Source organism: Brevundimonas sp. FG8, from assembly GCF_057808845.1.
This window is the reverse complement of the sequence record NZ_JBMDIU010000001.1, coordinates 582,863-606,061: the sequence shown is the minus strand read 5'-3', so window position 1 is coordinate 606,061 and position 23,199 is coordinate 582,863. Positions and strand designations below refer to the sequence as shown.

30 protein-coding genes are annotated in these 23,199 nt (G+C 66.1%); 13 read left to right on the top strand and 17 right to left on the bottom strand.

Translation table 11 applies throughout. The features are described from left to right. Positions 1-4: 4 nt before the first annotated feature. From ACODRV_RS02895 to ACODRV_RS02845, 11 genes are all read right to left on the bottom strand, one after another. Positions 5-1,447, bottom strand: a complete 1,443-nt coding sequence (locus ACODRV_RS02895; protein ID WP_488907351.1) for an aldehyde dehydrogenase family protein — start codon at positions 1,445-1,447, stop codon at positions 5-7. A gap of 107 nt (positions 1,448-1,554) precedes the next feature. Beyond that, positions 1,555-2,982, bottom strand: coding sequence for a sugar porter family MFS transporter (locus tag ACODRV_RS02890; RefSeq protein WP_141626125.1), 1,428 nt, complete (start codon positions 2,980-2,982; stop codon positions 1,555-1,557). A gap of 49 nt (positions 2,983-3,031) precedes the next feature. Beyond that, a complete protein-coding gene (gene xylB / locus ACODRV_RS02885) occupies positions 3,032-3,790 on the bottom strand; it encodes a D-xylose 1-dehydrogenase (RefSeq protein ID WP_488907350.1) in 759 nt (252 codons plus the stop codon). After that, the gene (locus ACODRV_RS02880; protein WP_488907349.1) at positions 3,787-4,956 is read right to left on the bottom strand and encodes a fumarylacetoacetate hydrolase family protein; all 1,170 of its coding nucleotides are present in this window, start codon (positions 4,954-4,956) and stop codon (positions 3,787-3,789) included. Before ACODRV_RS02880 ends, xylB begins: the two co-directional genes overlap by 4 nt. An 82-nt stretch (positions 4,957-5,038) precedes the next feature. Continuing rightward, the gene (locus ACODRV_RS02875; protein WP_240811740.1) at positions 5,039-6,058 is read right to left on the bottom strand and encodes a LacI family DNA-binding transcriptional regulator; all 1,020 of its coding nucleotides are present in this window, start codon (positions 6,056-6,058) and stop codon (positions 5,039-5,041) included. Positions 6,059-6,458: 400 nt separating this feature from the next. Continuing rightward, complete coding sequence (gene arsH / locus ACODRV_RS02870; protein ID WP_488907348.1) at positions 6,459-7,211, bottom strand: arsenical resistance protein ArsH; 753 nt, start codon at positions 7,209-7,211, stop codon at positions 6,459-6,461. After that, positions 7,211-7,627: a GNAT family N-acetyltransferase gene (locus ACODRV_RS02865; RefSeq protein WP_488907347.1), complete on the bottom strand. Its 417-nt coding sequence runs from the start codon at positions 7,625-7,627 to the stop codon at positions 7,211-7,213. Before ACODRV_RS02865 ends, arsH begins: the two co-directional genes overlap by 1 nt. After that, complete coding sequence (gene arsB, locus ACODRV_RS02860; RefSeq protein WP_488907346.1) at positions 7,627-8,706, bottom strand: ACR3 family arsenite efflux transporter; 1,080 nt, start codon at positions 8,704-8,706, stop codon at positions 7,627-7,629. Before arsB ends, ACODRV_RS02865 begins: the two co-directional genes overlap by 1 nt. Beyond that, a complete protein-coding gene (arsC, locus tag ACODRV_RS02855) occupies positions 8,703-9,128 on the bottom strand; it encodes an arsenate reductase (glutaredoxin) (protein WP_488907345.1) in 426 nt (141 codons plus the stop codon). The genes arsB and arsC overlap by 4 nt, the downstream gene beginning before the upstream one ends. 7 nt (positions 9,129-9,135) lie before the next feature. Continuing rightward, positions 9,136-9,471, bottom strand: coding sequence for an ArsR/SmtB family transcription factor (locus ACODRV_RS02850; protein WP_183204371.1), 336 nt, complete (start codon positions 9,469-9,471; stop codon positions 9,136-9,138). A gap of 56 nt (positions 9,472-9,527) precedes the next feature. Further along, complete coding sequence (locus ACODRV_RS02845) at positions 9,528-9,863, bottom strand: hypothetical protein (RefSeq protein WP_488907344.1); 336 nt, start codon at positions 9,861-9,863, stop codon at positions 9,528-9,530. On the opposite strand from ACODRV_RS02845, the gene ACODRV_RS02840 reads away from it, so the two are divergent. Further along, positions 9,853-10,218, top strand: coding sequence for a hypothetical protein (locus ACODRV_RS02840; RefSeq protein WP_488907343.1), 366 nt, complete (start codon positions 9,853-9,855; stop codon positions 10,216-10,218). The genes ACODRV_RS02845 and ACODRV_RS02840 overlap by 11 nt on opposite strands. A 215-nt stretch (positions 10,219-10,433) precedes the next feature. Here the strand turns inward: ACODRV_RS02840 and ACODRV_RS02835 are convergent, their stop codons facing one another. Next, positions 10,434-10,616 (bottom strand): hypothetical protein, encoded by a 183-nt coding sequence (locus tag ACODRV_RS02835; protein ID WP_488907342.1) that lies wholly within the window; start codon positions 10,614-10,616, stop codon positions 10,434-10,436. Positions 10,617-10,857: 241 nt separating this feature from the next. Here ACODRV_RS02835 and ACODRV_RS02830 point away from each other — a divergent pair, with 241 nt between their 5' ends. Beyond that, the gene (locus ACODRV_RS02830) at positions 10,858-11,037 is read left to right on the top strand and encodes a MerR family DNA-binding protein (RefSeq protein WP_488907341.1); all 180 of its coding nucleotides are present in this window, start codon (positions 10,858-10,860) and stop codon (positions 11,035-11,037) included. A 133-nt stretch (positions 11,038-11,170) separates the two neighbouring features. On the opposite strand, the gene ACODRV_RS02825 is transcribed toward ACODRV_RS02830, so the two are convergent. Then, positions 11,171-11,560: a MerR family transcriptional regulator gene (locus ACODRV_RS02825; RefSeq protein WP_488907340.1), complete on the bottom strand. Its 390-nt coding sequence runs from the start codon at positions 11,558-11,560 to the stop codon at positions 11,171-11,173. A gap of 78 nt (positions 11,561-11,638) precedes the next feature. On the opposite strand from ACODRV_RS02825, the gene ACODRV_RS02820 reads away from it, so the two are divergent. The 4 genes from ACODRV_RS02820 to copD all read left to right on the top strand — a co-directional run bounded on the left by ACODRV_RS02820 (position 11,639) and on the right by copD (position 14,301). Further along, the gene (locus ACODRV_RS02820) at positions 11,639-12,388 is read left to right on the top strand and encodes a MauE/DoxX family redox-associated membrane protein (protein ID WP_488907339.1); all 750 of its coding nucleotides are present in this window, start codon (positions 11,639-11,641) and stop codon (positions 12,386-12,388) included. 101 nt (positions 12,389-12,489) lie between these two features. After that, positions 12,490-12,936, top strand: a complete 447-nt coding sequence (locus ACODRV_RS02815; protein WP_488907338.1) for a DUF305 domain-containing protein — start codon at positions 12,490-12,492, stop codon at positions 12,934-12,936. Between the two features lie 90 nt (positions 12,937-13,026). Then, a complete protein-coding gene (copC, locus tag ACODRV_RS02810; protein WP_488907337.1) occupies positions 13,027-13,383 on the top strand; it encodes a copper homeostasis periplasmic binding protein CopC in 357 nt (118 codons plus the stop codon). A 3-nt stretch (positions 13,384-13,386) separates the two neighbouring features. After that, positions 13,387-14,301 (top strand): copper homeostasis membrane protein CopD, encoded by a 915-nt coding sequence (gene copD, locus ACODRV_RS02805; RefSeq protein WP_488907336.1) that lies wholly within the window; start codon positions 13,387-13,389, stop codon positions 14,299-14,301. On the opposite strand, the gene ACODRV_RS02800 is transcribed toward copD, so the two are convergent. Then, positions 14,302-14,787 (bottom strand): nuclear transport factor 2 family protein, encoded by a 486-nt coding sequence (locus ACODRV_RS02800; protein WP_488907335.1) that lies wholly within the window; start codon positions 14,785-14,787, stop codon positions 14,302-14,304. It abuts the gene before it with no gap. A gap of 55 nt (positions 14,788-14,842) precedes the next feature. Beyond that, positions 14,843-15,967 carry an acyltransferase family protein gene (locus ACODRV_RS02795; RefSeq protein ID WP_488907334.1) on the bottom strand — a complete coding sequence of 375 codons (1,125 nt, stop codon included), beginning with the start codon at positions 15,965-15,967 and terminating at the stop codon, positions 14,843-14,845. Between the two features lie 117 nt (positions 15,968-16,084). On the opposite strand from ACODRV_RS02795, the gene ACODRV_RS02790 reads away from it, so the two are divergent. From ACODRV_RS02790 to ACODRV_RS02760, 7 genes are all read left to right on the top strand, one after another. Continuing rightward, positions 16,085-16,357 carry a hypothetical protein gene (locus ACODRV_RS02790; RefSeq protein ID WP_488907333.1) on the top strand — a complete coding sequence of 91 codons (273 nt, stop codon included), beginning with the start codon at positions 16,085-16,087 and terminating at the stop codon, positions 16,355-16,357. Continuing rightward, a complete protein-coding gene (locus tag ACODRV_RS02785) occupies positions 16,357-16,797 on the top strand; it encodes a Spy/CpxP family protein refolding chaperone (RefSeq protein ID WP_488907332.1) in 441 nt (146 codons plus the stop codon). Before ACODRV_RS02790 ends, ACODRV_RS02785 begins: the two co-directional genes overlap by 1 nt. A 4-nt stretch (positions 16,798-16,801) precedes the next feature. Then, the gene (locus tag ACODRV_RS02780; RefSeq protein ID WP_488907331.1) at positions 16,802-17,359 is read left to right on the top strand and encodes an RNA polymerase sigma factor; all 558 of its coding nucleotides are present in this window, start codon (positions 16,802-16,804) and stop codon (positions 17,357-17,359) included. 83 nt (positions 17,360-17,442) lie between these two features. Further along, positions 17,443-19,254, top strand: coding sequence for a copper resistance system multicopper oxidase (locus tag ACODRV_RS02775; RefSeq protein WP_488907330.1), 1,812 nt, complete (start codon positions 17,443-17,445; stop codon positions 19,252-19,254). Further along, positions 19,251-20,381: a copper resistance protein B gene (locus tag ACODRV_RS02770; RefSeq protein WP_488907329.1), complete on the top strand. Its 1,131-nt coding sequence runs from the start codon at positions 19,251-19,253 to the stop codon at positions 20,379-20,381. Before ACODRV_RS02775 ends, ACODRV_RS02770 begins: the two co-directional genes overlap by 4 nt. Positions 20,382-21,027: 646 nt before the next feature. Next, entirely contained in the window at positions 21,028-21,162 is a 135-nt protein-coding gene (locus ACODRV_RS02765) for a hypothetical protein (RefSeq protein WP_488907328.1), read from the top strand. 81 nt (positions 21,163-21,243) lie between these two features. Continuing rightward, on the top strand, positions 21,244-21,705 hold the full coding sequence (locus ACODRV_RS02760) for a DUF411 domain-containing protein (protein WP_488907327.1): 462 nt from the start codon (positions 21,244-21,246) through the stop codon (positions 21,703-21,705). Positions 21,706-21,733: 28 nt separating this feature from the next. On the opposite strand, the gene ACODRV_RS02755 is transcribed toward ACODRV_RS02760, so the two are convergent. Both ACODRV_RS02755 and ACODRV_RS02750 read right to left on the bottom strand, forming a co-directional pair. After that, entirely contained in the window at positions 21,734-22,828 is a 1,095-nt protein-coding gene (locus ACODRV_RS02755; protein WP_488907326.1) for an acyltransferase family protein, read from the bottom strand. After that, a complete protein-coding gene (locus ACODRV_RS02750) occupies positions 22,828-23,133 on the bottom strand; it encodes a hypothetical protein (RefSeq protein ID WP_488907325.1) in 306 nt (101 codons plus the stop codon). The genes ACODRV_RS02755 and ACODRV_RS02750 overlap by 1 nt, the downstream gene beginning before the upstream one ends. Positions 23,134-23,199: the final 66 nt, after the last annotated feature.

Below are 23,199 nucleotides of genomic sequence, written 5' to 3'. Positions count from 1 at the left end.
GGGATCAGCCCGCGCTGTAGCTGGTCTTGATGGTGGTGAAGAACTCCGCGGCGGCGAAGCCCTGCTCGCGCGCGCCATAGCTGGACGACTTCGTCCCGCCGAACGGCACGTGATAGTCGACCCCCGCGGTGGGCAGGTTGACCATGGTCATCCCCGCCTTGGCGCGGCGCTGGAAGTCGCGCGCGTGCTTCAGCGAGCTGGTGACGATACCGGCCGACAGGCCGAACTCGACGCCGTTGGCGATCTCCAGAGCCTCTTCGTAGCTCTTCACGCGGATGGTCGAGGCGACGGGACCGAAGACTTCCTCGTTGTTGATCCGCATGTCGGCGGCGGTGTCGGCGATCAGGGTCGGCTGGACGTACCAGCCGGGCTTGTCCAGCTTCAGACGATCGCCGCCGGTGGCGATGCGGGCGCCCTCGCCGCGCGCGATGTCGATGTAGGTGTAGGAGGTCTCCATCTGGGCCTCGCTGACCGCCGGGCCCATCTGGGTGTTCGGGTCCAGAGCATCGCCGACGCGCAGCGCGGCGACCTTCTCGGCCAGCAGGGCGACGAATTTGTCGTGGATGCCGTCCTGAATGATCAGGCGGCTGGAGGCGGTGCACCGCTGCCCCGTGGCGAAGAAGGAGCCGTCCAGCGCGATGTTCACCGCCCGCTCCAGATCGGCGTCGTCCAGCACGATCAGCGGGTTCTTGCCGCCCATCTCCAGCTGCACGCGGGCCTGACGCTTGACCGCGCCCGCCGCCACACCGGCGCCGACGCCCTGTGAGCCCGTGAAGGAGATACCCGCGACGTCCTTGTGATCGACAATCGCCTGACCGACGCCGCCGCGACCGATGACCATGTTCAGCACGCCCTTGGGCAGGCCCGCCTCATGCAGGATGGCGACCAGCGCCTCGGCCGTCGCGGGGGTCGGACCGGCGGGCTTCAGCACCACCGTATTGCCGAACGCCAGCGCGGGCGCGGCTTTCCAGGCCGGGATGGCGACGGGGAAGTTCCAGGGAGTGATCAGGCCATAGACGCCGACCGGCTGGCGATAGGTCTGGACTTCCACGCCCGGACGGGTCGAGGCCAGGTTCTGGCCATGCAGGCGCAGGGCCTCACCGGCGAAATATTTCAGGATGCGGGCGGCGCGAGCGGTCTCGCCAATGCCTTCCGGCAGGGTCTTGCCTTCCTCGCGCGACAGCAGACGGCCGACCTCTTCCTTGCGCTCCATCAGCAGGTTGGAGGCCTTGTCCAGCACATCCGAGCGCGCTTCCGGCGAGGCTTCCGACCACGACGGGAAGGCCGCCTTGGCCGCCGCCACCGCATCATCGACGTCCGACGCCGAGCCATCCGGCGTGCGGGCCACGACCTCGCGCGTGTCAGAGGGGTTCGTGCTCTCGGCCGGGCGATCACCCCCGACGCGCTCGCCGTTGATCCAGTGCGAAAGCTCGAGGGTGTCGGTCATGGGAGGTATTCCTTGGAGAAGTCAGTCGTACAGGTCGAAGCCCGACGGGCGACGCATCAGATAGGCATCCGAAGCGCCGCCCGCCGTACTCCGTTCGGGGAGAAGGGTCAGCCGGTCATTTCTTCCAGTTCCTTGCCCTTGGTCTCCTTGATGAAGGAGCGGACCAGGAAGACGCTGATCACGGCGGCGGCCGTGTAGAGGGCGTAGGTGCCGACCAGACCGATACCTTCGGCCATGCCAGGGAAGCTCTGGACGACCAGATAGTTCGCGCCCCACTGGGCCAGGCCGCAGATGGCCAGCGCCGAGCCGCGCATCTGGTTCGGGAACATCTCGCCCAGCATGACCCACATCACCGGGCCCCAGCTGAAGTTGAAGAAGATGACGTACAGGTTGGCGGCAACCAGGGCGGTCATGCCGGCGGTGGCGCTCAGCGTCAGGTTCCCCGCCGCATCCGCGCCGGCGCCACTGAAGGCCCAGGTCATGGCGCCGAGCGTCAGGGCCATGCCGACCGAGCCGATCAGCAGCAGGGGCTTGCGGCCGATCTTGTCGATCACCGCCAGCGCCAGCAGCACCGCGCCGATGGAGACGGCGCCGGAGATGATGTTGCGCTCCAGCGCGACTTCCTCCGACACCCCGGCAAGCCGCCACAGGGTCTCGCCATAGTAGAAGATGATGTTGATGCCGACGAACTGCTGGAAGGTCGCCAGAACCAGACCGGCCCAGACGATCGGACGGAAGCCGAACTTGCCCGTGACGTCCCTGAAGCTCGGGCGGTGGCCTTCGGTGAAGCTGGCGCGGATTTCGCCGATCTTGCGGGCAGCCGCCTCCGCGCCGAACAACTTGGTCAGCACGGCCCGGGCCGCTTGGTCCTTGCCCTTCATGACCAGATAGCGCGGGCTTTCCGGGATCAGGAACAGGGCCAGCAGGAAGACGGCGGCGGGCGCGGCCTGCGCCAGATACATCCAGCGCCATGCCGTCGTCCCGGCGATCTCGCCCAAGCTGCTGCCGGCGTTCTGGGCGAGGAAATAGTTCACCAGGAAGGCGGCGGTCAGGCCGCTGATGATCATGACCTGCTGCACGGTGCTCATCCGTCCGCGGATTTTCGCCGGAGCGACCTCGGAGATGTAGAGCGGCGACAGCACGCTGGCCGCGCCGACCGCCATGCCGCCCGCGAACCGCGCGGCGACGAAGACGGCGTGCACGTCGGTGACACCCTGGATCAGGGCCCCGACAAGGAACAGCACGGCCGACACGATCATCACCGTGCGACGACCGACCAGATCCGCCAGTCGACCGGCGAAGAAGGCGCCGAACGCGCAACCGATCAGCAGCGAACCGACCGTGAAGCCCAGTCCGTTGGCGTCCAGATTGAACTGCGCCTGCAGCCCCGCTTGGGTGCCGTTCACCGCACCCGAGTCATAGCCGAAAAGAAGACCACCAATCGTGGCGACGGCCACGATGGCGATAATGAAGCCGATGTTGACCTTGTCATCACCCGCGATGTCAGGGCCTGAGCCCCCCGTCGGTCCTGCCATTCTCAATCCTCCCAGAGGGCTCTATCGGCCCGTTCAGATCACCGTCGGCCTAGCGCCAGCCGGCGTCCACGAAATACTCATGTCCCGTGATGAAACGGGCGTCGTCCGACGCCAGGAACATCGCCAGCGCGGCCACGTCGCGCGGCTCGATCCGGCCCTTGAGACATTGCGCCGCGACGATCTCCGCCTCCCCTTCCGGGGTGTACCATTTCATCTGGCGCGGGGTCTTCACATTGCCCGGCACGATGCAGGCGACCCGCACGCCGTCGGCGCCCAGTTCCCGCGCCAGCGCCCGCGTCATCCCCTCGATCCCCGCCTTGGCGGTTTCGTAGAGCGAAAGTTCGGGCAGCCCCAGATGCCAGCTGATCGAGCCGAGGTTCAGGATCACCCCCCGCCCCGCCGCCTGCATGGCCGGAGCCACCGACTGGGTCGCGAAATACAGATGGCGCAGGTTCACCGCGATCCGGTCCTCCCAATAGGCGGGCGTGACCTCGGCCAGCGCGTGGCGGTCGTCGTTGGCGGCGTTGTTGACCAGCACCTCGACCGGGCCGTGCGTTGCGGCGATCTCGGCCAGACAGGCTTGCAGGGCCTCGACGTCGGTCAGGTTGCAGGGATGGAAGACCGGCGCGGGCGACAGGCCGGCCAGCGACGCCTCCAGCGCCTTCGAGTCCTCGACCGCGATGTCCAGAAACACCACGCGGGCGCCCTGCCGGGCGAACCCTTCGGTCAGGGCGGCGCCGATGCCCGAGCCGCCGCCGGTCACCACGACCAGCTTGTCCTTCAGCGACGGATAGATCGCGGCACTCATACGCTCGCCCCCAGCAGGCCGCGCTGCGCCAGGTTGCGCATCAGGGCCGACACTCCAAACACCCACGGCGGCGCCTTGTCCGACGTGGTCACAATGTTCTCCAGCACGCCCAGCTTCGGCGAGGACACGCGCACGCGGTCCCCGACCTTGTGGGTGAAGCCCAGCCCCGGCGCGCCACGGTCATCGACCGGCGCGAACATGGTGCCGAGATACAGGGCGAAGCCGTCCGGATACTGGTGATTGGCACCCGCCGCCTGTCGCACCAGCTCTTCCGGGTCGCGGCTGATCAGGGCCATGTTGCTGGTCCCGTCCATGACGAAGCCGTCCGGTCCGATGACCTCCAGCCGCACCTCGGCCTTGCGGACGTCGTCCATGCCGAACCGACCGTCGAACAGGCGGATGAAGGGGCCGATGGCCGCCGAGGCGTTGTTGTCCTTGGCCTTGCCCAGCAGCAGGGCCGAACGGCCCTCGACGTCGCGCAGATTGACGTCGTTGCCCAGCGATGCGCCGACCGTCCGGCCCGACGGGTCGCAAACCAGCACCACTTCAGGCTCAGGATTGTTCCAGGCGGAGCCGGGATGGACGCCGACCTCGGCGCCCCAGCCGACCGACGACAGGATCGGGGCCTTTGTGAAAATCTCGGCGTCCGGACCGATGGCGACTTCCAGATACTGGGACCACATGCCGTCGGCGATCAGGGCGGCCTTCAGGGCCTGCGCCTGCTCCGAGCCCGGCTTCACCGCCGACAGATCGCCGCCGATGCGACGGCCCAGATCGGCGCGGATGCCTTCGGCGGCGGTGGAATCACCGCGCGCGCGCTCCTCGATCACCCGCTCCATCGCAGAGACCGCGAAGGTCACGCCCGAGGCCTTGATGCATTGCAGGTCGACGGGTGACAGCAGCTCGATGTCGCCGCCGCTCCAGGCCGTGCGGAAGTCCATGTCCGCGATAGGCCCCATATCCACGCCCTCGACCGTCGCCGCGTCAGGACGCGCCAGCAGGTCGGCCATGGTGGGGGCGGTAAGGCTGACGTCGATCAGACGACCTTCGCGAACCAGAACGGGCGACGGCCCATCCCCGGTTTGCACTCGCCCAGCCAGTATGGCTTCGGGCCAATCGGCCGGAAGGTAGTCCTGTATACGCAACGCTTCCCCCTCGCGCCCCATACGTGCGGGACGTCAGATGTTAGCGCTAACATTCTTCCAGAAAGATGAGCTGTCAAGCGGCCCGTGACGGGCGGCCGGCGCTCTAGCCGCGGGGAGCGGCGGAGGAGTCGCGAATAATGAGCTGGTGCCGGATCAGATGTTGGACGCCGCTCTCACCCTCGTCGGCGGGGCCCTGCGTCTCACTCAACAGGCGCACGGCGGTTTCCGCCATCTCGGCGACCGGCTGACGGACGGTGGTCAGGGCGGGCCAGATTTCCTGCGCCACCGGAATGTCGTCGAAGCCCACCACGGTCAGGTCACGCGGCACGTCCAGCCCACGCCGGTGCGCCGCCGCGATGGCCGCAGCCGCCATATCGTCGTTCGACGCGAAGATGGCTGTCGGCGGCGGGTCAGCCGCCAGAAGTCGCTCCGCCGCGTCGAAGCCCGAGCGATAGGTGAACTCGCCCGCCTCGATCAGCGCCTCCACCGGCTCGGCGAAGGCCGCCACCTCGGTTTCGAAACCGATCAGACGCTCGGCGCTGGCTGTCTGGTTGGCGGCGCCCTTGATGAAGCCGATGCGGCGATGGCCCAGCTCCAGCAGATAGCGGGTCATCTCGGCCGAGGCCGCGAGGTCGTCGATGCGGATCGCCGGAGCCGCCGACTTGAACCGGCCCGGCGCCACGGCGACCACCGCCAGCCCCTTCGCCTTGACCGCGGCCAGAGCCGCCCAGCTCTCGCCGTGCGGCGGCGGCAGGACCACGCCCGTCACCCCGCCTTCGGCCAGCCGCGTCACCGCCGCCCTTTCACTGTCAGGATCGGCTTCGCATTTCTCGAGCACCAGCTGTGCGCCGACCTGATGCGCGCCTTCCAGCGCGCCCAGCAGGAATTGGGTCAGGTATCCGGCGCTGGGATTGGAATAGAGCATGCCCAGTCGCCCGGCCCCGGCTCGCGCCAGATTGCGGGCGGCGGCGTTGGGGCGATAGCCCAGCTCCTCGATCGCGGCCTGTACGACCTCGCGGGTCTTTTCCCGCACACCGGCCGCGCGGTTCATCACCCGCGACACGGTCATGGGCGATACGCCCGCAAGACGCGCCACGTCGTCGATCTTGACGGCCTTGTTCACGTCCCTGCCCCGTTGACTGCTTCGCCCGAACCTAGAGCGATGCGGGGCCATACGCCAATGGGCCACAGATGGTGCGAGCGGCGGGACTCGAACCCGCATAGCCGAAGCCGAGAGATTTTAAGTCACACACGCCAGCATCAACCAACTGATACTTATCGTCATTTTATCATAGAGTAGCCGGGTGTGTAAGACTTTGTGTAAGGCGGATACTGGGACTCCAGCAGTCATGATACTCCCCCAACCGCGCATGGACCGCGCGTTCTCGCGGCTTAAGCCACCTAGACAGTTGAGTTCTTCACGGGCTCTCTGAGCCTGAAGCGATCACTGGCAAGTGCGATGACGTAAAACTGCACCAGCGGTAAAAGCCCGCGTGGCACAGCTCGGCGCTGAGCGACGCGCCTCACTGTGCTGTGACGGCGATGGCTGAAAGATCTGAGTCAGCCTCAATCGGAACGCCGGCGACTATGCGCTCTGAATAACGATCCACAAGCCTGACGGCATGAGGCCGGGTGAGAACAGTGAAGCGAACCAGCTCCTCCATGACATCAACGATGCGCTCATAGTAGGCGGAGGGCTTCATCCGTCCGCCGTCGTCGAACTCCTGGAAGGCTTTTGCTACGCTTGACTGGTTGGGAATGGTGATCATCCGCATCCAGCGGCCGAGCAGCCGCAGGGTGTTGACGGCGTTGAAGCTCTGCGACCCGCCGGAGACCTGCATGACGGCGAGCGTCCGGCCCTGAGTCGGGCGCACGCCGCCCATGCTCAAGGGCAGATGGTCGATCTGCAGCTTCATCAGGCCGGAGACTTGGCCATGCCTCTCCGGGCTGCACCAGACCATGCCCTCGGACCACAGGGCGTGCTCGCGCAACTCCCGCACCGCCGGGTGATCGTCGTCGCCGGGCGACCCCGGAAGCGGCAGGTCAGACGGATCGAAGATGCGGGTTTCGCATCCCATCCATTGCAGCAGACGGGCCGCCTCCTCGACGCAGAAGCGCGAATAGGACCGTTCGCGCAGCGATCCGTAGAGGAGCAGTATCCGGGGCGGATGGTCGTGCGGCCCCAGGCCGCGGGCCGGATCGGCCGGGAGATAGGCCTTGTCCAAGGCCGGCAGATGATCCGGATCGGGCAGCGGGCGCAGGCGGGAAAAAGTCATCAGAGGTCCTTGGTCAGATAGGCCGCCGACGCCGGGCAGAGCCCCGCGAACTCACGGGTCCGCCGGATCGTGTCGGGCGCCGTCTGGCGGTTCGCCACCCGGTAGCCGTGCCGGGCGAAGAAGGGCTCGGCCGTCGTGGTGAGCAGATGCAGGCGTACGCCGCCCAGATCACCGGCGACGGTTTCGGCGGCGGCCAGCACCCGGGCTCCCAAGCCGCGCGCCTTCCGGTCGGCGGACACGACCAGGGAGCGGAGCAGCAGGTCGCGCCCCTCCCCTTCCAGACCGACGTAGCCGACCACGGCGCCCTGGTGATCGGCGCTGAAGTAGCGGCCGGCCTCAGGCGCGGGCAGGCCTTCGGCCCGCAGCGCGGCGATCAGGCCAGCGTCGGTCGCCTCGATCAGATACAGAATCACCATCACCCGGCGTCCGCCGGCGGGACCGTGTCCGGGAACCAGCGCCGGCCCATCCAGAGGGCGACCGACACCAGCATGATCAATACCGGCACCTCCACCAGCGGACCGATGACGGCGGCGAAGGCGACCGGCGAGGCCAGGCCGAACGCCGCGATGGCGACCGCGATGGCCAGCTCGAAATTGTTGGAGGCCGCGGTGAAGGCCAGGGCCGTGGTGCGCGGATAGTCGGCCTCGATCAGCTTGCCCATCAGGAAGCTGACGACGAACATTATGAGGAAGTAGATCGTCAGCGGAATGGCGATGCGCAGGGCGTCCAGCGGCAAGGCCACGACCTCTCCGCCCTTGAGGCTGAACATGGCCACGATGGTGAACAACAGCGCGATCAGGGTGATCGGCCCGATGCGCGGCAGGAAGCGACGCTCGTACCAATCGGCGCCCTTGCGGGCGATCAGGCTGCCGCGGGTCAAAAAGCCCGCCAGGAACGGAACGCCAAGATAGACGAGCACGGCTCCGGCGATAGTCCAGACGCTGACGTCCACCACGCTACCCCGAAGGCCGAACAGCGGCGGCAGGACGGTGAGGAACAGCCAGGCGTAGAGGCTGAAGAACAGGATCTGGAAGATCGAGTTGAAGGCCACGAGACCGGCGACATATTGATTGTCGCCGCGCGCCAGCTGGTTCCAGACCAGGACCATGGCGATACAGCGCGCCAGGCCGATGAGGATCACGCCGGTCATGTACTCCGGCTGATCGCGCAGGAAGATCACCGCCAGGGCGAACATCAGCACCGGCCCGAGAATCCAGTTCTGGATCAGGGACAGGGCCAGAACCCGCTTGTCGGCGAACACGCGCGGCAAGGCCTCGTAGCGGACCTTGGCCAGCGGCGGGTACATCATCAGGATCAGGCCGATAGCGATCGGGATGCTGGTGGACCCGACCGAGAGGCCGTCGATCCAGGCCGGCAGACCCGGAACAACGGTTCCGAGCAGCACGCCCAAGGCCATGGCGGCGAAGATCCACACCGTGAGCCAGCGGTCGAGGAAAGACAGGCGGCGCCGTGGAGCGGCGGAGACGTCGGTCATCGTCTCACCCGCCGGCCGTCGGCGTCGATGACGACCTCGCCGTCTTCCTTGGTGAAGGGTTTCAGGTTCTCCCCCGGCAGCAGATCCAGCACGGCCTCGGACGGTCGGCACAGGCGGACGCCGAGGGGGCTGACGACGATCGGGCGGTTGAGCAGGATCGGATGGGCCTCGATCGCATCGAGCAACTGCTCATCCGTCAGGTCGGGGTTCCCCAGACCCAGTTCGGCGAAAGGCGTGCCCTTCTCCCGTAGCAGATCCCGCAGCGGGGCGCCGGTCCGCTCGGCCAGCCAGGCGACCATGGCGCGCGACGGCGGGGTCTTCAGATATTCGACCACATGAGGCTCGATCCCGACGTGCCGGATCAGCTCCAGGGCGTTGCGAGACGTCCCGCAGGCGGGGTTGTGATAGATGATAGTGTCCATGGCGTCTTCAGGGGCAACAGGGCGCGAGTTCGGCCAGAAGCGGCTCACACAGGTCCGCCCTGCCCCCGCAACAATCCTTGAGCAGGAACAGGACAAGGTCGCGAAGCCGGTCCAGATCGGCACGGTAGATGATCGATCGGCTACGGCGTTCCGACTTGATCAGCCCCGCCCGGGTCAGGACGCCGAGGTGTGACGACAGGGTATTGGCCGGGATGGCCAGATGGTTGGAGATGTCACCCGCCGGCAGGCCATCGGGTTCGTGACGCACCAGAAGGCGAAACGCCTCCAGTCGCGTGGATTGCGCCAAGGCGGCGAGGGCGAGGATCGAGGCTTCGGTTTCCATAATTCTGCATTAGTCGAATTATGGAATAATTCAAGCGCTCCAGTCGCTCGCCTCGATCAGGCTGCTCCGCCTCCCAGCCGCGGAATGGTCCGGATGTAGATCAACTCGGCGATCAGTTCGATCAGCGTCTGGGTCACGATGATGGCCGGAACCAAGGGGATCGCGCCGGGCACGACAAGAGCCAGCGGCAGGACCACCAGCGAGTTGCGGGTCCCGGCGCTGAAGGCGACGGCGCGCCCCGCCTCCGGCGCCAAGCGCGCGAGCCGCGAGACCGCCCATCCGACAAGCGGCGCGAGCAGGGCGAATGCGACATAGACCGGCACGACGCTCAGCGTCCTGTCGAGCGTCTGTCCGAGCTGCGGCACAACGGCGGCGACCACGATGAACAGCACCAGTGCCGTCGCAGGCACCGGCGCTAACCCCAGTCCTGACGAGACCTTCTGGCCGGTCCCGGCCAAGCGCCGCGACCGGCACCTGCAGGAAGGTGACGAACAGCATCAAGGCCAGCACCGGATTGATCGCCCCCTCAAGACGCTCGACGTCCGGGATCAGGACCCCGACAGCCGCCGCAAGGAGCACAGCGGCGAAGTAGATCCAGATCTGCCTGGCCTCGAGGGCGTAGCGAAGTTCGGAGGTGTTCATCGAAAATCCTGGGCTCGCGGCGCTCCACTTCCGTCGCCGACGAGCCCGACGTGTCAGGCCTTTTCCTTGCAGCCGCAAGCACCGGGCACGCAGCAGGCCGCGTAGCCGAAAACGGCGCCCGCGGTGGCGACGATCGGGCCGACGCCGACTCTTGGCTCGGGTCGCCCTTGGCGGGGTCGACGTTCAACGGCGCGCCGGGATTGAGAGACGTCATAATCAGGAGCATCCACAGGTTTGGGCCCGGGCCGACGGACCCGGGGCGATGAACTCGTCGGACAGGGTGTCGGCGGCGACGCGGTCGTCTTCCGGTGCGGCGACGATTAAGTGGACCGCCTCCGGGCGCTGTTCGATTCAAAAGTGAGGAAGGCGCAGCAGGCGGTTCCTTGGCGGACGAGTTCCTCCACATCCACGAGCCCGCCCGCCTCATAGGCGATACGCAGGGTCAGGTCGTTGCGTTGAGGACCCAGAAGGCTGCGCTGGTTCAGATCCGCGATCGACCGCATCCGAGCCTGGTAGTCGCCGCCCCCCCCAAAATGCAGCCGATCGGAACGTCCTTCGACAGCCTGTCTCGCTCTCCTGAAGGGCTCGGTCCGCCGTTCCATTGGACGTGTTGTAGGAGTTCAAGTAGCCTTAGCTTCAAGCCCTTTTTCCGGATGACCGCACGGACCGCGCGCTTTCCATCGGAGCTCTCGCCAAGCGTAGCGGGACCACTCCTCCGACAATCCGCGACTACGAGGAATCGGCTTGGCGCGCCGGACGGCGTGCGGAGACGGCGGTCATCGCGCCCATGGCGATGCTGACCTCACGCGGCTGACATTCATCCGCCGATGCCGCGAGCTCGGATTTCCAATCGACCAGGTCCGAGGTAACACACACACCAGAATTAAATATCTGATAGTTATATCTTTTCTCTTGCGAGTGTAAAGCTTGGTCTACGGCGTGTGCGGTGCGTAGGGCCCGTGCGGTTGAGCTGCTTCGTCAGCTGCTAGACCTGCACAGCGCCAGAGCCGGGCGTGAGTGGCGGTCTACTTTTAGAACATCGCTACGCTATTCAGCATCACCTCGAATCGCCAGATTCGAAAGCCGAGATGATAGGACACGGCCCGCCGTCGTCATGGGCGCAGGCGAAGGCGAGCCGTTCTAGCGCAGCCTTCGCCGTCTTCAGGTCCGCGATCCGGAGATCGAGGTCATCGATGCGATCACGCGCCATGGCGCGGGCGCGGGCGCGGTCCGCCCCTGCATCCAGAGTAAGCAACTCGCCGATCTGGTTGAGGGTGAACCCTGCTGCCTGGGCCTGACGGATGAAGCGGAGCCTGCGCACATCGCTATCGTCGTAGCGGCGGGTCGCCCCACCGGGGGCGGGCATTCGAAGAAGGCCGCGCCGCTGATAGTAGCGGATCGTCTCGACACCCACGCCGCCCGCCTCTGCCAAGCCACCGATCATCATCGCATCACCCTTGACTCCGTACCATGGTACGGAACCTACATGGGATCCAGATCGCTGTCATGGCGCTGGAGATGCCCGATGTCCGACATCAAGACCGCCACCCTCTATCGTATGGTCATGCCCGAGCATGTCTGCCCGTATGGTCGCAAATCCTTGTGGCTGCTGAAGCGAAAGGGCTACCGGGTCGATGACCGGCATCTGACCACCCGTGCCGAGACCGACGCCTTCAAGGCCGAGCACGACGTGAAGACCACACCTCAGACCTTCATCAACGGCGAACAGATCGGCGGCCACGACGACCTGCGCCGCTTCTTTGGCGAGAAGGTGCTGGAGCCGGGCGCGACCAGCTATGTCCCGGTTCTGGCGGTGTTCGCCGTGGCCGCGCTGATCGCCGTCGCCATCGTCTGGCTGCGGTTCGGAGCAGTGGTGAGCGTTTCGATCCTGCCGATGTTCATCGCCACGGCCATGTGTCTGCTGGCGATGCTGAAGCTGCAGGACGTGGAGAAGTTCTCGACCATGTTCCTGAACTACGACCTGCTGGCGCAGCGTTGGCCGGGCTACGGCTACGTCTATCCGTTCGCCGAACTTGGGGCTGGTGTCCTGATGCTGGCGGGCGCCCTGACCTGGCTGTCGGCGCCCGTCGCCTTGGTCATCGGCGGCGTGGGCGCAATCTCGGTGTTCAAGGCGGTCTATGTCGACAAACGTGAGCTCAAGTGCGCCTGCGTCGGCGGATCTTCGAACGTGCCGCTGGGCTTCGTCAGCCTAACCGAGAACCTGATGATGGTCGCCATGGCGGTCTGGATGCTGGCCATGCCGGGACACGGGTGAGCAGGGCGTAGCTTTTCCGATCCCGACGAGGGACGACGCTTTCCCGTGCGTATGTCTTTGGGCGCAAGCGTGCGCCCTGACGCAGCTCTGGGAGACCTGTCGTGCATCACAAGCCCTATCGCAGTTTCGCTATCGAACTGCTGATCGATTTCGCGATCATGTACCTGGTCATGTTCAGCATGATCGCGACGCTGAACCATTTCTATTTCAACCTGAACAATGTCTACATGACGCTGATGATGGTCGCGCCGATGGCCATCCTGATGCTCGTGATGATGCGATCGATGTATCAGGACAAACGGCTCAACCTGATCATCGGCGGGGCGGCTGTCCTCGTCTTCGCCTTCAGTTTCTACGCGATGCGCACTCAGGCCGCGATCGGCGACAAGGAACTGATCCGGGGCATGATTCCCCACCACTCCGGCGCGATCCTGATGTGCGGTCAGGCCAAGCTGACCGATCCGGAGCTCATCGCTCTTTGCGACGACATCGTCTCGGCCCAGGAGCGCGAGATCGCCCAGATGCAGACCATCCTCGATCGGCTTTGAGGCTCACAAACGCCGAGCGATGAGGGGCGTCGACGCCCGCGCCGTATAACCAACAGAGACCGCTTCGGTCTCCCTCCCGGAGTTCAGTCCATGCGTTCCTTCCTCCTCGCTCCCCTTGCCGTCGCGGCCGTCGTCGCCATGGCCGGACCGGCGGCTGCCCACGCTCGCCTGATCAGCGCCACGCCCGCCCCGGACAGCATGGGCGGACCGACGCGTACCGTGACCCTGGTGTTCAGCGAACGGTCCGTGCCGGCCTTCTCCGGTTTCGACGTCTACGATGCCAACGGGACCAAGCTGCAGATGACCACCTCGATCTCGGACGACGGCAAGACCCTGTCTGGCGCGCTGGCCCGTCCGCTCGCGACCGGGACCTATCGGGTCGAATGGCGGCTGGCGTCGGGTGACGGTCACCGGATGACGGGGAACTACACCTTCATGGTCCACTGACCGGTGACGGAGGCGGCGATCATCGCCATGCGCGGGCTCCAGTACGCCGGCGCCGTCATCCTGCTCGGCGGTCCTCTCCTCCTGCTGGTCAGTGTCCGGCGGGAAGAGGCGCTACGAGCGGCGGGCTTCAAACCCTTAATGCTCATCGCGGCGGTGGTCGTGGCCATCGCCTCCGCCCTCGCCCTGATCGCCCAGACGGCGATGATGGCCGGATCGTGGAGCGAGGCCTTCAAGCCCGCGTCCCTCTCCTTCGTCGTGACCGGCACGGCACTGGGCGTGGCCCTGCTGGTCCGGGCCGCGACCGCGACAGCCGCCGCCCTCCTTGTGTGCATCCTGCCGCCGCGCCGCATCCTGTGGAGTCTGCTGGCCCTGTTCGGCCTGATTGTCTCGGCCAGCTTCGCCTGGACCGGTCACGGGGCGTCCACCGAGGGCGGCGGCCGAATGATCCACCTCGGCCTGGACATCCTTCATGCGATCGCTGCCGCCCTATGGCTAGGAGCCCTCGCGGTCCTGACGCTGGTGCTGTCGCGCCCTACGATGCTGGAGCCTCGTCAGACCCACCGCGTCCTGCACGGCTTTTCGGGCCTGGGGACCTTGGCCGTGGCGCTGCTGACCGTGACCGGGATCGGCAACAGCTGGTTTCTGGTCGGGCCGGATCGCGTCGCGGCCCTACCGCAGAGCCTGTGGGGTCAGTTGCTGATCGGAAAGCTGGTCCTGTTCGCCTTAATGTGCGGGTTCGCAGCCATGAACCGGTTCCGACTGACGCCGGCTCTGGACAGGGCCGTTGACGAGGACGCCGGGGTGGCGTCCTCGCTGGTCGGACTCCGGCGCAGCGTCCTGCTCGAGACGCTGGCCGGAGCCCTGCTGCTGGCGCTGGTCGCGGTGATGGGCGTTCAGGCTCCGCCCGCCGCCATGTGATCAGTCCGACGCCCGCGACGACCAGTGGATGTGGCGAATGCGCCATCCTTCGGCCGTGCGGCCCAGCACCATGGTCTCGGTCGTGATCCGGTCGGTTACCCGTCCATTGAAGGCGCCCGTGGTCCGGCCCTCGGTGACGATCCAGGCGGCATCCCCCAGGGCCCGGCCGGAGCGCCGCGTGCGGACCGACTGCGTCTCGGCCGCGAAGGCTGCGTCGGAGGCCAAATGGTGGGAGGCATATTCATCCCGCGATCGCTCGGCATAGCCTTCCTCGAAGATCACCAACTCGGGATCCATCATCGCCAGCGCCCCGGCAGTGTCGCCGGCTTTCAAGGCTGCGTGGAAGGCGTCGACAGCGGTCGCGGCGTCGGCAGCGGCCGGCGCGACCCCGCCTTCCATGGCCTGCTGGCTGTGATCCTGAGCCGAGATCGGCGAAGCAGCGAGGACGACAACGGCGCCCATTGCCGTAACGAGGGATCTGATCATGGATGTTCCTTTCGGGTGAGAGAGCAGATTTGAGCAGGACAGCAGGGCGGTTACCCTAGCGGGCCTGAGAAGGTTTGGACGAGCGAATGAGCAGGCGACGCAACACCTCGCGCCCAGGCCGCTCGATCCACAAATGGATGAGAAGCGCCACTGTCAGGGTGACCAGCAGCAGCCCGGCTAGTTCGGGCGGCGACATCCTGTAGTCGCCGGGCAAATCCAGGATCGCCTGGGCGGCGTTGCGCCACACCATCAGCACCGGAATGTGGACGAGGTAGAGGGCGAACGACGCTTCGCCACCGAGCAGGACGACCGGCGCCGAGAGGAAGGAGCGGACGCCCGCTTTGGCTAGCAGTGCCAGGCTCAACAAAAACGGTCCGGCGCTGACTACGATAAGCCTGTCATCGACTCCGACCTGCATCAAGCCGAGCAACACCATGCTGGAGGTCACGGCGACCAAGCCCGCTATCCGTGGCGCGATCCCCCACCGTCGTCCCAGTTGATAGAGGCCTATGCCATAGAGAAACTCCGGAATGATCCGGAGCACCCCCATATTGTCCTCGGCGCGCGGTAGAACGATGCCGTAGCGGGCGCGGTAGACGGCGTCGATCACGACGAACAGGACTGCGGCGAGCGCAATAAGCGTCCAGGGCCGTGCCCTCCAGCGCAGGCCGATCCAGGCGTAGATCGGGAAAGCCAGATAGGCGAACCACTCTGCAGACAGGGACCAGGCGGGCCCGTTCCATAGCGCGAGGCTCTGCCTCGGAAACCAGGCCTGGACCAGAACAAGGGTTTGGACAAAGTCGCCGGCATTGAACCGTCCGGGCTCAACACCCACGCCCAGCAGCGGCGCCGCGAGAACCAGGGCGAGCATAGCCACAAGTATGAACAGATGCGCCGGATATATCCGTGCGGAACGGGCCGCGAGGAATTTCGGGTAGTTCTGGGGGCGCCCGTCACGCAGATAGACGTGGGCCATGATGAAGCCGGACAAGATGAAGAAGACGTCCACGCCCAGCCGCGCCCGATTGAGCAGTCCGGCGGCTTCAGGAGGCAGCGTCCAGTGCAGCTGGTAGTGAAACAGGACCACACCGAGCGCCAGGAAGAAGCGCACGCCGGTCAGGGGCGCGAGCACCTCCGGAAACCCAGAACCGACCTGCCCCACCCTGTCGTCCAACTTCATCCCCGGACCCGCTTTCGGGATCGATCTCTGCTATTTACGCAGCAGGGGGTCACAGCCCTCGCGAGGGGCTGGGTGAACTCCCGCGTATTGGGTGTGGGGCGGTAAGGCGGATGTACGATGACCGATGAACTCGAACGATTGATCCGAGCCGACGGATTGCAGGACACGAGCCGTCTGGATGGCGTGGAAGATGCCGTGTGGAATCGCGTCGGAGCACGTCAGGCGCAACGCAGGCTGACCCGCACCCAGGGCGCGGCACTGGGCCTTTCGCTGGTGATCGGGCTGACGAATGGCGGACTACTGATGCTTTCCTCCCGCCCCGCGCCGTCGGAGATGAGCGTGTTCAGCGTGTCCACGGGTCTGGCGCCCCTCAATGTCGGGGTCGGGTAATGACGGCCGGCTGGAAGACGGTGGCGGCGACGGCGCTGGCGGCGGCCGTGCTCAGCAGTGGCGCGACTTGGGCGGGCGCGGCCTGGATGATGCGTGAGCGTCAGGCGCCCAGCCTGCATGACATTGTCCATGAGCAACTAAGCCTGTCACCCGAGCAGGACCGGCGGCTGGACGCGATCGAGACGCGCTTCGCCGCTGAACGGCCCACGCTGGAGGCCGAGGTGCGCGCCGCCAACCGCGAACTGGGCCTCGCTATCGCCGCCAACCGGGGCGACACGCCCGAGGTTCAGGCCGCCGTCGATCACTTCCACGGGGCCATGGGCGACCTGCAGAAGGCGACCATCGCCCACGTCTTCGAGATGCGGTCCGTCCTGACGCCCGAACAGGCCACGGTCTTCGACGCCGCCGTCGCCGACGCCCTGAGCCGCGATCCCGGCTAGGGGGGTGAGCGTTGGGCAAAGCCTCGAGGTCCGTGCGGCGGGCGGCGACCGCGCCGCCTTCAGCGCCCTGATGACCGAGACCAAGCCGGATCTCTATCGCTTCATCCGCCGATATGTTGGTGACTCCGACGAGGCGCAGGACCTGCTGCAGGAGACCTACGCCTCCGCCTGGCTGGCCCTGAAGCGTTACGATTCTTCGCGACGGTTCGACGTCTGGCTGCGCTCCATCGCCCTGAACAAATGCCGGGACTGGGGGCGCAGGCGCACCGTCCGCCGCGTCGTGCGCGGCGTTATGGGGTTGGACGCGCCCGAAGCCCTGACGGTCAGCGACGCCGCGCCGGATGGCGAGAGCAGAATCGACGACCAGCGCAAGGCCGCTGCCCTGCAACGCGCCCTCGCCGATTTGCCCGATACGCTGAAGGCCCCGCTATTGCTGGCGACGCTGGAGGGTCGTCCTCACGCCGAGATCGCCGCCATCCTGCAGGTCACACCGAAGGCCGTCGAGACCCGGATCGCCCGCGCCCGGCGGACCCTGTCCGAGCGGATGGCGGCCCTGACCTGATCAAACCGAACAGGCGCGAAACCTGTGAGGGATGCGCACTTCGCCCGCGTATCGACTAGAGCAGCCCCACCGAGAGACCGCCCATGCCGATATCAGCCCTCGACCGCCGGACCCTGTTGAGAGGCGCCGTCGCGGGCGGCGGACTGATGGGATTGAGCGGCCTGTTGCCGGCGTGGGCCCAAACCGGTTCGCCGGGTCTGCGCGCCGACCTGCCGACCCTGACCGGGCCGAACATCGATCTGACCGTCGGCCATTCCCCATTCACCGTCGGTGGCCGGACCGGGCACGCGATCACCGTCAACGGCACCCTGCCCGCGCCGCTGATCCGTCTGCGCGAAGGCCAGAACGCGAGACTGAGCGTCACCAACACCCTGGACGAGGACACCTCGATCCATTGGCACGGCCTGCTGGTGCCGTTCCAGATGGACGGGGTGCCCGGCATCAGCTTCCCCGGCATCAAGGCCCGCGAGACCTTCGTCTACGAGTTCCCGATCAAGCAGTCGGGCACCTTCTGGTACCACAGCCATTCCAACCTTCAGGAGGCGATGGGCCACTACGGTCCGATCGTCATCGACCCGGCGGGCGCCGATCCGGTCGCCTATGACCGCGAGCATGTGCTGGTCCTTTCGGACTGGAGTTTCATGCATCCGCACGAAATCCTCGAGAAGCTGAAGAAGAGCCCCGGCTATTTCAACCGCCAGCGCACCACCCTCTCCGGTCTGATCTCGGGCGAGGACCGAATGAGCCTGGAGGAGCGGCGCATGTGGGGCCAGATGCGAATGGACCCGCGCGACATTCTCGACGTCAACGGCTCCACCTACACCTATCTGATCAACGGCCACGGGCCACAGGAGAACTGGACTGGCCTGTTCCGGCCGGGCGAGCGGGTGCGGCTGCGGATCATCAACGCCTCGGCCATGTCGATCTTCAATGTCCGCATTCCGGGCCTGCCGATGACGGTGGTCCAGGCCGACGGCGAGAACGTGCGGCCTGTCGAGACCGACGAGTTCCAGATTTCGGTGGCCGAGACCTATGACGTGATCGTCCGGCCGACCGAGGACCGCGCCTACACGATCGTGTCCGAGGCCATCGACCGCTCGGGCATGGGACGGGCGACCTTGACGCCGCGCCTCGGCATGACGGCCGAGGTTCCGCCGCTGCGCGAGGTTCCGAACCTGACCATGCGCGACATGGGCATGGGCGGGATGGACCACGGGAACATGGCTGGCATGTCCGGGATGGATCACGGCGCCATGGCCGGCATGGACCACGGAGCGCCCGCCCAGGGCACGGCGCCGGCAAGCGACATGGGCGGTATGTCCATGGCCGGCATGAACATGCGTGATCCCGAGAACGCCCCGCCGGACATGGCGGTCGGCGTGGGCGTCGACATGGTCAACATGTCGCCGATCAACCGTCTTGGCGAACGCCCGATCGGACTGGAGCACGTCCCGCACCGGGTGCTGGTCTATACCGACCTCGTCTCGCTAGATCCGAACAAGGATCAACGCCCGCCTTCGCGGACCATGGAAATCCACCTGACCGGCAATATGGAGCGGTTCATGTGGGGCTTCGACGGGCGGAAGTTCTCGGAACTGGTCGAACCGATCCGCTTCGAGCGGAACGAGCGGGTGCGCGTGACCCTGGTCAACGACACCATGATGGCCCACCCCATTCACCTGCACGGCCACTTCTTCGAACTGGTCACCGGCGGGCCTGACGGCCATCAGCCGCTGAAGCACACGGTGAATGTTGCCCCCGGCGGCAAGGTGACCTTCGACCTCACCGCCGATGCGCCCGGTGACTGGGCCTTCCACTGTCACCTGCTGATGCACATGCACGCGGGCATGTTCAACGTCGTCACCGTACGCCCCCTCGACGGAGCCGCCCAATGAGCCGCCTCGTCATCGCGCTCACGCCTCTCGTCCTCGTCGCCGGCGCCGCCCAGGCTCAGACGGCCGATCCGCATGCCGGTCACAGCATGCCGCCAGCGACCCAGCCCCAACCCCAGTCTCGCCCCCAACCCGCGCCCGATCCGCACGCTGGGCATGACATGTCTAACGTGCCGGCCGCTGCGCCAACGGACCCGCACGCGGGCCACGACATGTCGAACATGGCTGCTCCGGCTCAGACCGATCCTCACGCCGGTCACGACATGAGCGGCATGGCCATGAACGGCACGCGGGCCGATCCGTATGCCGGCCACGACATGTCGGGCATGAGCATGGGACCGCCCGACGTCGCGACCAGCGCGGACACTCCCGGCCGCCCGCCCGAAACCCCGCCGCCGGCCGCCGCCCTGACCGGCCCGGCCCATGCGGCCGATCTAGTCTTCGGAGCCGAGGCCATGGCTGCGTCCCGCCGCACCCTCATCGTCGAGAACGGGGACGTTCGCACGACCGCCGTCGTTATCGACCGCATCGAGGCCGGCTTCGGCGACGGCGGCAACACCTACCTGTGGGACGTCCAGGGCTGGAGCGGCGGCGACATCAATCGCTTCTGGTGGAAATCCGAGGGCAAGGGCGATCTCGACGGCAGGCTCGAGGACGCCGAGGTCCAGGCTCTCTACAGTCGCGCCATCGCGCCCTTCTGGGATCTTCAGGCCGGGGTGCGCCAGGACTTCCGCCCGGACGGCCCGGACACCGCCCACGCCGTGCTGGGGGTTCAGGGCCTCGCCCCCTACTGGTGGGAGATCGACGCCGCCGCCTTCCTGTCCACCGAAGGCGATCTGACCGCTCGCGTCGAGGCCGAATACGATCAGCGCATCACCCAGCGCCTGATCCTGCAGCCCCGGTTCGAGATCGAGGCCTCGGCGAGCGACGTCCCCGAGTTGGAGATCGGTTCCGGCCTGGCCTCGATCCAGGCGGGCGTGCGCCTGCGCTATGAGATCCGCAAGGAGTTCGCCCCCTACGTCGGCGTCGAGTGGACGCGTTCGCTGGGCGACACGGCCGACTACATTCGGGCCCGTGGCGGTGAGCCTGACGACACCCGGTTCGTGGTCGGCCTGAGGGCCTGGTTCTAGCGCCCGAGATGTTTGTGATGCCGTTGCTACCGTCCCGTCTATTAAGCCGCAGGGCAGTCTTGAGACATTTTCGGCTGGGCCGGGCAGGAAGCGCGAAGCAAGTTGGGTCGTTCGCGGCCAGCGATCATTTTGACGTGTCTGCATTCCGCCCACTGAGCACAGTTGCTCGAACACGAGGCGTAGTTGGCGTGGGACCCACTAGTCGGGATACTGTATTTGACGGCAGTCCCTCTTACGCATCTGGCCTTGGCGTTTGGTGACAACCATGACCGCCTTGCGCCACTACACTTTCGCGATAAAGGCCGCGCTTCTCGCGGCCTTGGCGATGCTGTTCGTTTCCACTGTCTCGATGGCGTGCGAGGCGCCTAATGATACTAGTGCGGCGGGGAGGTCGATGGCGGGAGATTGCGGCACTCCGCAACGGAAGGCGATCAAGCTCGTCTGCCAGAAGGCTTGTATGGTGTTTTGCCAAGGCCTTCGCTCGAACTACGATGTCCCTGCAGTCGCACGCGTTTATACGGTATTGCGCTATTCAACGACCGCCGAAACATACAACGAGTTCACCAATGAGGCAGAAGACCCGCCTCCGCGGCCCGGATCGCCTCATTAAAAGCCGAAATTCTTAAATCAAACAAAGATCGAAACCATGAAACGTACTCTTACCATCGCAGCCCTGCTGTTGCTCGGTTCCGGCTCAGCTGCCTTCGCCGCAGCCCCGGAATCAGTGGCGCAAGCCGTGTGCGCGTGCTGCAACGCCATCGCGGCCTGCATCTGCTGCTGATCGCATATACTGCGGACGCCCGCCCGAAAGGGCGGGCGTCTTGCGCCTCGTTCCCCCAGAGCGTCCTTAGACAGTGCTTCAATGACCAAGCCCTTGACCGCCCGCCGCGCGTTTATGGTGGGCTTGCCTCTTACCTTTCTGGCAACTGCCGTTCAGTCGATTCCCGGCAGGCTAATGACCGTTTACAAGACGCCGTGGTGTGGCTGTTGCGACGGTTGGGTCGCTCACATGCGGCAGGCCGGGTGGACCGTCGAGGTCGTCGAACACAATGACTTGACCCCGATTCGGGCTCGGCATCGCATTCCAGACCGACTGGCCTCCTGTCACACGGCAGTTGTCGGTGCCTACGCCATTGAAGGCCATGTTCCAGCCGCCGACGTGGACCGGCTGCTGAGAGAACGCCCGGCCGCTCGAGCCTTAACCGTCCCCGGCATGCCGGCCGGCTCTCCTGGCATGGAGGCCGCGGGAAGCGAACCTTACACCACGATCCTTATCCTCAATGACGGCTCGACCCGCGCTTTCGGGCGACACGGCGGGACCTGACAGTCGAAACCGGAGGTCATCGCCTTGTTTAAACAGTGCGCTGGGAACGCGTGGGCGCGAGCCACGCCTGAACGGGGCGATCAAAGCCGTAGCGGAACGTCGCCGCGCCAACAAAGGCCGCTAGAAGCCCCGCCATCCATACACTCCACTGAACGACATCCGGCCAACCAGACTGACCTAAGGCGTCGAATGCTCCGAACCAGACGATCCGGCTCACCTCGTTGGTGAGGAACATGGCGAATGACATTAGTCCGAGGTGTTCGACCAACCTCGACGGCCGCACGGTTGGCAAGGCTCCGGCCGCCCAGATCAGAACGGTTAGCAGCACCACTGAGACCAGAGCGAAGTGGCCGATCACCTGCGCCGCGACCAAACCGGCCACGGCGAGCAGACCGGTGCAGCCGGCCCCTCTTGGCGTCAGACACATACGGGATCCCAGATATGCAGCGGCGACACCCAGCAGGAACAACGGAAACGCTCGAATGAACCCGAATCGCAAAGGCAGGCGGTAGAGGGGCTCGCCGAGCCAAGTCCGGCACGCCCAGTCTGCGGTCATCAGCAATAAGCTGGCGCCGATCACCACGGCCCAAGGATCGAGCCGCCAGAATAGGCGGCAGATCCACGGCAGCAGAAGGTAGCAGCCGAGAAGGGCGGATAGCGTCCAGGTCGGCGCGTTCCACCCCTGCCCGCCTGGAATGCCGTAGGCCTGAACCAGGAAGACCTGCGACGGCAGCTGATCCCAGTCGAACCACTGCGGGTTGCTCGGCGCGATTCCGAAAAGTCCGGCGACGGCGATCAACAGCGCCAGCGCGCCGACCACCGCGAGATGAGACGGAGCGACGCGAAGAAAGCGCTGGCGGACATAGGCGCGTAGCGGGATCGTCCGGGCCGCGAAACCGTCGCCGTAGATGCGGGCGAGGACGTAGCCGGAACCGATGATGAAGAAGTTCGTCAGGAGATAGCCTCTGTCGAACACCGGGTGGAACTGACCCAGAGGGATCGGGGCCGCTTCGCGGAAATGATAGAGGATGATCAGCGCGCCGGCGACGAAGCGGAGGATGTCGAGCCAACCGCCCCGCGAAATCCTGACGGGCTGCGGTTGTGTATGCTTCGGCGCAATCATCAGGGTCGTGCCTGGCCGGCCGCTGCGGGGTGATCGTGATGGCGCGGAGCGAACTGCAACTGATCTCGCGTAAGGACAAGAAGGCCGAACCCCAAGAGGCATACAGCCGCCATGGCGGCGGTCATGACCCGGCCAGCCTGCCCCTTCCGCCCGAGACGATAGGTCATGATCGCCAAAAGCGACATGAGAATGCCGAAGGACACGAACACCGGGATCCGGTAGGTCGCCGCCAGCGGGACGGCGAGACAGAAGACGATCGCGCCGGCGACGAGGCTCGCGGCAACCGCGATCAGTGAATCCTGCACCGGTCGGAACGGCTCTGGCCTGCCGTATAGCTTGGACCGGCCGCGCCCCTTGTAGCGCCCCGGACG